Consider the following 10,735-nt stretch of genomic DNA (forward strand, 5'->3'; position numbering starts at 1 on the left):
CGAGGGCGGCTCGGGCGGCGGCGCGGCGGGCGGCGGCGGTCCGGGCACGGGCGTCGGCGCGGGCGACACGGTCGCCAAGGGCTCCACGCTGCCCAACTGCATCGGCGGCCAGGTCAAGTTGACCGTCCGCAGCCTGCGCAACGCCTACGGTCCCGGCCGGACGCCCACGCTCCAGCTCACCGCGGCCAACTCCTCCAGCTACGACTGCAAGATCGACCTCGGTCCGAAGAACGCGGTGGTGACGATCACCCAGGCGGAGTCCGACGACGACTTCTGGTCCACCGCCGACTGCCCTAAGGGCGCGGGCAATCTGCTCTTCCGGGTGCCCGCCGACGCGAGCATCACCTACACCGTGAAGTGGGACCGCAGGGCGAGCGCCCCGCAGTGCGCGACGCCGAAGGCAGGGTCGGCCGGGGCGGGCACGTACCTCGTGGAGGCCAGGACCCCCGGCTTCGGGACGGCACAGGCGTCGTTCGTCCTGGAGAACGACTAGAGGCTCATGAAGATCTTGAAGCGGCGCCCGGCTTGCCCTGGTTGACAGCGATTGGCGTTTTTCGGCGATCCAGGGCGAGTCGGGCGGCCGGAGCAAGATCTTCAGCGGTCTCCCAGGGTCGCAGGAGCCCGCCCTCACCTCGGCACGGCAGCAGCGAGGCCGGGCGGGAGCGGGGCCGTCAGACGTACCGCTCCAGGATCGAGCTCTCCGCCAGGCGCGACAGGCCCTCGCGGACGCTGCGCGCGCGTGCCTCGCCGACGCCGTCGACGGCCTGGAGGTCGTCCACGCTCGCGGCGAGCAGCTTCTGCAGGCCCCCGAAGTGCTCCACCAGGCGGTCGATGATCGCGCCCGGCAGCCGCGGCACCTTTGCCAGCAGTCGGAAGCCGCGCGGGGAGACCGCCGAGTCCAGCGCCTCCGGAGAGCCGGTGTAGCCCAACGCCCGTGCGACCGTGGACAGTTCGAGAAGTTCCGCGTGGGTGAGGGCGTCCAGCTCGTACAGCGCCTCGTCGACCGTGCGGGAGCGCTTGGCGGTCGGCTCGGGCACGTAGTCCCGCACGACCAGCTCGCGCTCGGGCTCCACGCCCGCGATCAACTCGTCGAGCTGGAGCGCCAGGAGGCGGCCGTCGGTGCCCAGCTCCACGACGTACTCGGCGATCTCGGTGGCGATGCGGCGGACCATCTCCAGACGCTGGGCGACCGCGGAGACGTCCCGGACGGTCACCAGGTCCTCGATCTCCAGCGCCGACAGCGTGCCCGCGACCTCGTCCAGGCGGAGCTTGTAGCGCTCCAGGGTGGCCAGGGCCTGGTTGGCGCGGGAGAGGATCGCCGCCGAGTCCTCCAGGACGCGGCGCTGGCCGTCGACGTAGAGCGCGATCAGGCGCATCGACTGGGAGACCGAGACGACCGGGAACCCGACCTGCTTGCTGACCCGGTCCGCCGTGCGGTGCCGGGTGCCCGTCTCCTCGGTCGGGATCGTCGGGTCCGGGACCAGCTGGACGCCCGCGCGGAGGATCTTCGACAGGTCCGACGACACCACGATGCCGCCGTCGAGCTTGCACAGCTCGCGCAGCCGGGTCGCGGTGAACTCGACGTCCAGCACGAAACCGCCCGTGCACATCACTTCGACGGTCTTGTCGGAGCCGAGCACGATGAGACCGCCGGTGTTGCCCCGGAGGATCCGCTCCAGGCCGTCGCGCAGCGCCGTGCCCGGTGCCACGGCGCTCAGTGAGGCGCGCATCAGGCCATCGGCACCGGAGCTCCCACCGGACTTGCCGGGAGCTGCTGCCCGGTCGTTGGCTGCCACTGCACTCCTCCGGTCGCAGGTTCTGGGGGCTCCCGCCTCGCACGCTGTGTTCGTACGGACGGACGAGACCAGGGCAAAGTCTACCGGCGCTCGTCCTCGTCCCGGGGGGCCTCTCGGCGACGCGAGCGCGGGAGGACCCGCAGAGCGTCCCCTATGTCGGCCACTTCCAGCACCTTCATGCCCGCGGGGATCCTGCCCGGGTCGCCCGGCACCAGGGCGTGCGTGAAGCCCAGGCGGTGCGCCTCGGCGAGCCTGCGCTGCACGCCGGTGACCCGTCTGACCTCGCCCGCGAGCCCCACCTCGCCGATCGCGACGAGGTTCTTCGGGAGAGGTGTGTCACTCGCGGCCGAGGCCAGCGCGAGGGCCACCGCGAGGTCGGCGGCCGGCTCCGAGAGCTTCACGCCGCCGACCGTCGCCGAGTAGATGTCCCGCTTGCCGAGCGCGCTGATCCGCCCGCGCTGCTCCAGCACCGCGAGCATCATCGACACCCGCGAGGTCTCCAGACCGGACGTGGTGCGGCGCGGGGAGGGGATCTGCGAGTCGACGGTGAGCGCCTGGACCTCGGCGACCAGGGGGCGGCGGCCCTCCAGGGTGACCGTCAGACAGGTGCCGGGGACCGGCTCGGCCCGCCGGGTCAGGAAGAGCCCGCTCGGGTCGGCCAGGCCCGTGATGCCCTCGTCGTGCAGCTCGAAGCAGCCGACCTCGTCGGTCGTGCCGTAGCGGTTCTTGACACCCCGGACCAGGCGCAGGCGCGCGTGGCGGTCGCCCTCGAAGTGGAGCACCACGTCCACCAGGTGCTCCAGCAGACGGGGACCGGCGATGGCGCCGTCCTTGGTGACGTGCCCCACCAGGAGCGTGGACATCCCGCGCTCCTTGGAGGCGCGGATCAGGGCGCCGGCCACCTCGCGCACCTGGGCCATGCCGCCCGGGGCGCCGTCGATCTCCGGGGACGCCACGGTCTGCACGGAGTCCATGACCAGCAGGGACGGCTTCACCGCGTCCAAGTGGCCCAGCACGGCCGCCAGATCGGTCTCCGCGGCCAGGTACAGATGCTCGGCGAGGGCGCCGATGCGGTCGGCCCGCAGCCGCACCTGGCTCGCCGACTCCTCACCGGTGACGTAGAGCGTGGGGTGCTCGCCGCTCGACGACTTGGCCGCCACGTCCAGCAGCAGCGTGGACTTGCCGACGCCGGGCTCGCCCGCGAGCAGGACGACGGCGCCGGGCACCAGGCCCCCGCCGAGCACCCGGTCCAGCTCGGGCACGCCGGTCGAGCGGGCGGTCGCCTTGCGGCCGTCGACCTGCCCGATGGGCAGCGCGGACGTCGTCACGCGGCCCGGGGCCGTCGTGCGGACCGCGGGCGCGCCGTACTCCTCGACCGTCCCCCATGCCTGGCACTCGGGGCAGCGGCCGAGCCACTTGGCCGTCTGCCAGCCGCACTCGGTGCAGCGGTAGGACGGGCGGTCCTTCGTGGTCTTGGTGCGGGCAGCCATGCGAAGAACCGTAGCCGAGCCCACCGACAACGCCGCGCGGCGGCGGCGCCGGGGCCGTGCCGAACGGTCCCGGGGGGCCGCCCGGACCGGGGGCGGGGGCTGATGTCCCGTCCCGTTAGAACTTGCCTACCGGCGTAGCCGTGACCTGCGAAGAGGTATTTCATGACGGAAGCCCTGGACTGATGGGTTCCAGGACATGTTGCCGCCGAGGATGCTTTGGGATTACTTGTCCCGATCCGTCTTGTCTCTGAGTATGTGGTCGCGAACACGAGGCGTTTGGGTGGCGCGCGAAGAGGGCCAGTGCATTCATGGCCTGAATCTGTGGCGTGAGCATGCTGCGTGGACTTCTGGCGGGCGAGGAACAGGCCATTTCGGAGTCCTGGTCTCGCTGCGGCGGCGCCGGATCCTGATCCGGAATCACGGCTGTGAGGCCTGAAGGCGGTGGCTTGGGCGGCGAGCCGAAGGCTTGGCAGGTCGAGGCGGAGCTGTAGATCAACTGGAACCGGGGGTCCTGGTCGAAGCAGGGGCGAGGAATCAAGGTCTTAAACGGAACCAGGTCGTGTCGCCGGAATGGACGGTAAGCACGCCATCTGCGGCGGGGCAACTGTTCTCGTAGTAGCGGTCGGATAGCAGGCGCAACCAATGCAAATTGGTACACAAGTGAGTCGAGGGTCAGGTGCAGAGGTGTGAGTTTTTGTCCTGAACTGTAAAGAATTTACGATGACTTGACAGCTGCTCTCCACAGGAATTGATCAAGTCCCGCACAGCGGGAGACATTCATGGGGGTGGAGAGTGGCTGGGCGTAACCCAGGACTCATAGGTAGAGCAGTCATGGCCCTTGCGCTCGCGGCTTCGCTGTCAGCGACCGTCAGCAGCACAAACGTGGCCGTGGCAGCGCCAGACGTCTGTGAGCTTTCGGACGGGGACCTGACCATCAGCGACTTGCCCGCCGGCTCGTCTGTGATTTTGTGCGACGCGGTGGGTCGCGTGGTGACGTACGACGGCGCCGGTGTGACGGTGCCCGAACCTGGTACTGGCGCGAGCATCGACATGCTGACCACGGACGGCGGATCGCACGGGTTCACGCTGGAGGTTGCCGCGGACGGCAAGGTGGCCTACAACCTTGACGACGCCAGCGCGGACAATTCCACTGCTGGCTCCGATCTCCCCGACGCTCTGGCGGACAACGCTGACGCGGCAGCCGGCCTGCCGGTGGAGACGGACACGGTCACCGACGCCTCGGACGCAAGCGCGGCGGGCGCCGAAGTGGCCGACGTAGACGCGCTCAGCGCCGCTTCGGCATGCAGTGATGGCGCGTACGCGACGGCCGACCGAAAGGAGTACGGCACCTACAACTGGTACATCGGCGACGGCGGGATGCCTGGGGGGCTGTCTCGGGATGACGTCAAGTGGGCGTTCTATGACGCCATCGACAACATCACCGACAGCTACAACAATTGCGGGTTCGGTGACTACGTCGGCGCGAAAACGAACTTCCTGTCCGAGACCAGTCGCGAGGCGAGTGTCAGTAGCACCGGCAAGTGCACTGGTCAAGACGGTCTGAGTGTGTGGGACGCGGGAGATCTCAAGAGCGGTGTCGTCGCGACGACCTGCTCGTACACCTGGTCCATGCCTGGCGTGAAGAACGACTTGCGTGAAGCCGACATCCGCTTCAACACCCACGATTTCGACTTCACGAACAAGCCGACCAGCAGCTGCTCGAACAAATATGACATCCGCTCCGTCGGTACTCATGAGGCCGGACATGTCTTCGGACTGAGCCATGTTGGTTCGGGACACGAAAACCTCACGATGTACACGAACTCGTTCACGTGCAAGACGATCGCCAGGACGCTCGGCAAGGGAGACATCCTGGCCCTTCGCAGCATCTACTAGGAGGACGATGATGAGCTGGGCGGGGCGATTCGCGAGCTTGCCGCTGGTGGCGGCCATGATGGTGTCAGCTGTGGCGTGCACGGCGGGCAGCAGTAGTGACGGTGACGAGGAATCGGCGTCCTGTGCCTACCGGGTCAAGTATCAGGATCGGACATACCGGGACGTTGCGAATGTGAAATTCGTGGCTGGAGAGGAACTCGGTGCCGCCACCATCCCGCCCTGCGACGATACCGGCGGGCAGGACGAAGCCGGGGCAGAGGCGACAGAGACCGCCTATGTGGTGGACGGCATTTCCCCGGAGGTGGCCATTGCAGTCGGGGATACGCCCGCTGAAGCCAAGTTCGTTGCCTCCTACTCGGGCAACAAGCTTCCGCCCGAGATTCAGAAATTGATCAACGGTTCATGACGCCGCGTGCGGGATGCCAGTGCCCGGGTGGCGTTGGCGTCCCGCACCAGTCTGCGCTGTCCAGCGCCCTGAAGTATCCGGGTGGACCACTTCTTGGCCTCCTTGCGGGCATCGAAGACACGCAGCGGCACGACATCGGCAACCGCCTCGCCGTCATCGACTTCCTCTTCCGCCGCCTCGGCCTGGGGCGGAACCGGCCCAGAGGGCGAGGCAGGCCGGGGCCAGGACGGCTCCGCGGCAGCGCGGGTGCGGGCGGCGGCCCGCTCGGAGCGGCGGCTGCGGGCCCGCCTGCGGGCCGGTGGCGCCGCGTCTTCCCCGACTGCCGGGCCGGTGCCCGCGCGCTCCAGCAGGTCACCCACCGCCTCGGCGATCGCCTCCTCGGTCACCTGGCTGCCCTGCTGTTCGCGCAGATCCCGGGCCGAGTGGTCCCAGGCCGTCTCCCCGAACGGGACCGGCTGGGACGACAACAGTCGCCACGGGACCGTGATCCAGGTGTCCTCGCGGTGATCGTGCAGCCAGACCAGGCGGACGTCGTAGGGGTCGTGACGTACCTCCCAGCGGTCCTTGTGATCGGCCAGACCGGACTTCTCTCGCCGTAGCCCGTCCAGTTCGTCGCAGTCGTGGATCCGGTGCCGGATCTTGATTCCGTAGGAGTTGACCGCCTGCCAGCGGGTCGGCAGCAGCTTCAGGTAGTCCTGGGCCGACAACGCCAGCGGCAAGTAGCCGGCCGTCTCCACGAGCGAGGCGTACTTCTCGTTCGGCGAGAACGCCCGTCCCGGCGCGAGAGGGTCCGCAGGCCGTCGTGCGGCCGGTTCTGCCACTTGGCGGTGATCCACTCCTCCAGTAGCTCCTGCGACTGCGGCAGCGACCACAACGGCTCGTCCTCGACCCGGCGGCCTCGGTGCTCGGCCGAACGGCCGGTGTGGCCGGAGACGAACTGGGCGAACATCGTGGACACCGAGCCCAGCGCGCGCTCGATGTGCGGCTTGTGCGTCGGCGTCCTGGGCGGCGCGTGGATCACCTCCGTGCCGAACGCATCGCAGGCCATATGGAAGTTCCTCGACAAGAACGCCTTGCCGCCGTCCACCACGATCGCCTCCGGGATGATCAGCGGGACCGCCGCCGCGTGCCGCAGCCGCTCGTCCAGCGACAGCAACCGCTGGTAGGGCAGCACCGACCGCTCCAGTCGCAAAGCCTCCGACCACCCCGGACGCATCGGAGCCGGAGTCACCGAACGGGCCAGCAGCAAGGCCGCGTCGACGGATTTCGTCGTCGGCCGCAGCACCGCCGCGGTGACACTGCGCGTGGCAACATCGACCAGGCCGGTCAGCTCGACCCTGCCGACCACGCCCTTGTCCAGGCGCACCAGCGCGTCGAACGGCGTGGAATCGATCTCCATCAGCTCGCCCGGCCGGCAGACCGTCACATGGTCGAAGACGCCCTCAGGCTGATTCGCCAGGGACCGGCGGGTCCGTGCCGACCCCGTGACGTGCCGACCGCGCTCCAGCCGCCGGAACAGCCGGTAGAACGCCGACCGCTTCGGCACCGCCTTTGGCCCGTACTTGTCCCTGACGACCTTGCTGACGCGCTCGAAGTAGTAGCTGACCGTCCGGGTTGAGCCGTCCGCGGCCCGGCTCATCAACTGCTGCAACTCATCGACGACTTCCGGTCGCAGCTGCCCGTGCACCGGCCGGCGCGGCGCGTGCCGCCCGTCGACCATCCCCGCGATGCCCCGCTCCTGATGACGGCGCCGCCGCCAGCGCACCGTATGCGCACTGACCTGCCGTCCCGTCTGCGCACTCAGCTCGGCCGCCTTGGCTGCTTCCCGCTCGGCCAGCGTCCGGGAGGCCGGGTCGTACTCCGATCTCGGCAAGGCGCCCTGCGGGGCGTCCGGCGGCAGCCCCGTGCGCAGTTCGACCATGTGCCGGTGCCACCACAGCGCGTTCTCGGCCTGGTCCTCCGGGACATCGTCCAGCAGCCCCGCAGGCATCACCCTTCGGCTGCCGGAGCCCAGCACCTCGAAACCGGGCGACATCATCAGCGTCGGCAGATGCATCGCACTCGTGCCGCCAGCCTCGTCCGCGAGGCGTACCAACACCCCAGACAACCCCGCGACCGTCTGCACTCTGCCCTCGAACCGAACCCGGTCGCCGGCACGGACCACCAGCGGGTTGCGCATCACCATGCCCCGCCCTCCGCCCGTGACCGCCGGACCACGCAGTCCAAACCCAGGACCCGCGACTCCAGACCAGTGCCCAACAGCCCCCGCCAGAGCAGGTGGTAGAGCACCGGCAGCACCGCGATCCGGTGCCCGACCGCCTCCGCCCCGGCCAGCAGGGGCTTCGGCTCGGCGAACTCCTCCATCAGCCGCTCGGCCGTCTCCTGCCCCCAGTAGCGCGGGTGACCATAGCCCCGCAGCCAGCGCACATTCGCCAGCAGAACCGGATCGATCACTCCCACCCGCCGAAACGACCAGCCGGCCAGGTCACAGGCCCGCTCGGTCGCCGCGAACGCCTGCGTGTCGTCCGGCCCGATCTGATCGTCCGGGCGGACATCGACCACCACTCCGGTGCCGTCAGCAAGCCGGGCGAAGAAGTCGGGAACATGCCCCAGACGCCCACGACGACCCGGCCAGAACAGCCGGAACGGCTGCGACACCAGCCCTTCCACCTGCGGATCGAAATCCATCAGCATCGCGTGATCACGCTCCAACCGAGACTCACACGCCAGAGCCTTACGTATGGTCGTCGACCAGTAGTCCCGGGTCACAGACCGCTGCCCGTCGTACGTACGTACCTTCCGTACCGGCGGCAGCGACTCGAACCTCGCCAGCCAAACCGCCGACAGAGCCTCACGCCGGCGTACGCGGCCCTCCCTCATCGACGAACTCGACCTCGAAAACCCCGTGCCCGACATCGGCGAACATCTCGACAGCCACCTGGACCCCTCACCAGAGCGAACGCACAAGCCCTGATCACGAGAGAGCCACACAGCCCCGTCAGCCAGCAACGGATCAGCGTCCAAACCGCCCCTGAGAGCGAAAACGAAGCGGGACAGACAACGACGAGCGACAAGACACCCCGGGACACCGAACCCCGGTGTACGCAGCGAGCGACAACTCCCCCCGGGACGAACAACGAACCCAACAACTTCACCCGGGACAGCGACAAAATGACGAGGGACGGGACAGTCGGGGGCTGACTCGTCATGGACAGGCCATGAGTCCGCGCGTCGTCGTACCCCATTGAGGGATCGTTTCACCCGTACGGATTAAAACTGCTCAAGCAGGAAGAAGGGCGCCGCTCAGGGCGCCTACGGTCCACGGATGACGAGCAGCACTCCGGAGACCTCGACCCGCATCACCGGCGCGCATCGGGCGCATCGGGAGGCGCGTGATCGTGCGGCGGCGCGCACGGTGGCGCAGCGGTCGCCCGCACGCTACGAGCCCTACCTGGACGGCCTGTTCACCTACTGCATGTCCGTGCTGTGCGACCACGACGCCGCGACCGCGGTCCTCGGCGACGTCCTCGTGCTCGCCGAGCGCCGCGGGCCGCGCGTCCCGGAGACCCCCGCGGACCGCAGGCCCTGGCTGTACGCGCTCGCCCGCTGGGCCTGCCTGCGCCGGCTCGCCGAGGCCAGGCGGAAACGTCAGTCCACGCACGCGGCCGGCCGCGCCGGCGGCGACCGGGACACCGGGGACAGTGCCGCGGCGCCCCCCGTCTCCGACGAGGTCCAGGAGCAGCGCCGCCGCGAACTCTCCCAGCTGGCCTGGCCGGAGGCGGCCGGCACCACCCCGGAGCAGCGCGAGGCCCTCGAACTCGCCGTCCGCCACCACCTCGCCGCCCACGAGGTCGCCGCCGTGCTCGGCATGGACCCGGCCGCCGCCCGCGACCTGCTGGCCTCGGCCGCCTGCGAGGTCGAGCGCACGCGCGCGGCCCTCGCCGTGGTGGAGACCGGCGCCTGCCCCGCGGTGGCCCGCCTCACCGGCGACAACCAGCTCGTCCTCGGCACGGCGCTGCGCCGCGAACTCGTCCGGCACGTCGACGACTGCCCCCGCTGCCGCCACACCGCCGAGCGCGCCGTCCCCGGCCGGTGGCCCGGCGCCGCCGTCACCCCGGCCGAACTGCCCGTCCTCACCGCGCCCCGCGCGGCCCTGCACCGGGCGCTCGCGCACCCTCCCCGCGCGCGGGGAGCCGCGCTGCCGCGCTTCGACCGGCGCGGCTTCCCCATGGACCCCAAGGACCGCGCCGCCCGCCGCGACCGCATCCGCGCGCGGGCGGTCACCACGACCGTCGTCGCCACCGTCGTGGCCGCCCCGGTGCTCGCCCTGTGGGCCGCCTACCGCGCCACCCCGGCCGGCGAGGACGCCGACGGCCGCTCGGCCAGCGCGAGCGAGACGCACGACCCCGGCTCCCTGGACGGCGAGGCCGCGGGCGGCGGCTACGAGAACACCGGCAACGCCACCCCGCGTCGGGACGACCGCTTCGGGGAGGGCGACGACCCGGACGTCTCCGTGGAGGTCCTCGGCGTCGGCGGCGCGAGCGGCCAGGGCGCGGCCCGGCTCGCGGTGACCGCGGGCACCCAGGGCGACATCACACTGATCACCCTGCGGGCGACGGGCCGCGCGCCGGTGCGCTGGGCCGTGAGCACCGGCGCGCACTGGCTGTATCTGAGCCGGTCGTCGGGCACGCTGGCGCCCGGCGAGTCGCTGACGGTCAGGGTGTACATCGACCCGCTGCGCGAGCCGTCCGGGTTCTGGCGGGCCCGGGTGATGATCTCGCCCGCCGGTTCCGTCGTCACCATCAAGGGCCGCGGTACGGCTCCGAGCCCCTCGGGTCCCGGCCCGCGTCCCGGCGGGTCGTCCGGCCCCGGGACGCCCGGCGATCCGCCCCCCTCGCCCTCGGACCCGACGCCGACGACCCCGGACCCGAGCGACCCGGGCACGCCCTCCGACCCCCCGCCGACGTCCCCCGAACCCACCTCCCCGGAGCCGACGTCCCCGGACCCCACGTCCGCGGATCCGTCCGCACCGGGCCAGTCCGCACCCGGGCGGCCCGGATCGTCGGATCCGGCCCCGCCGCCCGGCCGCGACGGCGGGCCGAGCGCGTCCGGGCCCTGATGCCGCGGCAGGCGGCGCCCGCCCCGCC

Annotated in this window: 8 protein-coding genes and 1 pseudogene; 4 read left to right on the top strand and 5 right to left on the bottom strand. The window is 70.6% G+C overall.

Annotated features, from left to right (window positions below; genetic code table 11):
- Positions 1-493, top strand: a pseudogene (locus SZN_RS31645) (hypothetical protein); the annotation flags it as partial.
- Positions 494-671: 178 nt separating this feature from the next.
- Here the strand turns inward: SZN_RS31645 and disA are convergent.
- Positions 672-1,796: a DNA integrity scanning diadenylate cyclase DisA gene (gene disA / locus SZN_RS31650; protein WP_043734150.1), complete on the bottom strand. Its 1,125-nt coding sequence runs from the start codon at positions 1,794-1,796 to the stop codon at positions 672-674.
- Between the two features lie 80 nt (positions 1,797-1,876).
- Positions 1,877-3,286 (bottom strand): DNA repair protein RadA, encoded by a 1,410-nt coding sequence (gene radA / locus SZN_RS31655; protein ID WP_007503059.1) that lies wholly within the window; start codon positions 3,284-3,286, stop codon positions 1,877-1,879.
- Positions 3,287-4,117: 831 nt separating this feature from the next.
- Here radA and SZN_RS42925 point away from each other — a divergent pair.
- Together SZN_RS42925 and SZN_RS39340 are read left to right on the top strand one after the other, a co-directional pair.
- Positions 4,118-5,182, top strand: coding sequence for a matrixin family metalloprotease (locus tag SZN_RS42925; RefSeq protein WP_007503060.1), 1,065 nt, complete (start codon positions 4,118-4,120; stop codon positions 5,180-5,182).
- A gap of 7 nt (positions 5,183-5,189) precedes the next feature.
- Positions 5,190-5,588, top strand: coding sequence for a DUF6281 family protein (locus SZN_RS39340; protein WP_043734151.1), 399 nt, complete (start codon positions 5,190-5,192; stop codon positions 5,586-5,588).
- Here SZN_RS39340 and SZN_RS43395 read toward each other — a convergent pair.
- From SZN_RS43395 to SZN_RS31675, 3 genes are read right to left on the bottom strand one after another with little or no spacing between them, the layout of a single operon-like run.
- Positions 5,564-6,325 carry a hypothetical protein gene (locus SZN_RS43395; protein WP_063741780.1) on the bottom strand — a complete coding sequence of 254 codons (762 nt, stop codon included), beginning with the start codon at positions 6,323-6,325 and terminating at the stop codon, positions 5,564-5,566. The genes SZN_RS39340 and SZN_RS43395 overlap by 25 nt on opposite strands.
- Positions 6,274-7,773 (bottom strand): DDE-type integrase/transposase/recombinase, encoded by a 1,500-nt coding sequence (locus SZN_RS31670; protein WP_063741781.1) that lies wholly within the window; start codon positions 7,771-7,773, stop codon positions 6,274-6,276. The genes SZN_RS43395 and SZN_RS31670 overlap by 52 nt, the downstream gene beginning before the upstream one ends.
- A complete protein-coding gene (locus SZN_RS31675; protein ID WP_007503061.1) occupies positions 7,767-8,504 on the bottom strand; it encodes a TnsA-like heteromeric transposase endonuclease subunit in 738 nt (245 codons plus the stop codon). Before SZN_RS31675 ends, SZN_RS31670 begins: the two co-directional genes overlap by 7 nt.
- 409 nt (positions 8,505-8,913) lie before the next feature.
- On the opposite strand from SZN_RS31675, the gene SZN_RS31680 reads away from it, so the two are divergent.
- Positions 8,914-10,707: a sigma-70 family RNA polymerase sigma factor gene (locus SZN_RS31680; protein WP_007503062.1), complete on the top strand. Its 1,794-nt coding sequence runs from the start codon at positions 8,914-8,916 to the stop codon at positions 10,705-10,707.
- The last annotated feature ends 28 nt before the right edge of the window (positions 10,708-10,735 follow it).

The organism is Streptomyces zinciresistens K42 (assembly GCF_000225525.1).
Lineage (GTDB): Bacteria > Actinomycetota > Actinomycetes > Streptomycetales > Streptomycetaceae > Streptomyces > Streptomyces zinciresistens.

What these genes read in the sequence shown, in the direction of transcription:
- SZN_RS31675 (WP_007503061.1), bottom strand. Translation starts at nt 8,504, where the DNA reads ATGTCGGGCACGGGGTTTTCGAGGTCGAGTTCGTCGATGAGGGAGGGC.
- radA (WP_007503059.1), bottom strand. Translation starts at nt 3,286, where the DNA reads ATGGCTGCCCGCACCAAGACCACGAAGGACCGCCCGTCCTACCGCTGC.
- SZN_RS31680 (WP_007503062.1), top strand. Translation starts at nt 8,914, where the DNA reads ATGACGAGCAGCACTCCGGAGACCTCGACCCGCATCACCGGCGCGCAT.
- SZN_RS31670 (WP_063741781.1), bottom strand. Translation starts at nt 7,773, where the DNA reads ATGGTGATGCGCAACCCGCTGGTGGTCCGTGCCGGCGACCGGGTTCGG.
- SZN_RS39340 (WP_043734151.1), top strand. Translation starts at nt 5,190, where the DNA reads ATGATGAGCTGGGCGGGGCGATTCGCGAGCTTGCCGCTGGTGGCGGCC.
- SZN_RS42925 (WP_007503060.1), top strand. Translation starts at nt 4,118, where the DNA reads ATGGCCCTTGCGCTCGCGGCTTCGCTGTCAGCGACCGTCAGCAGCACA.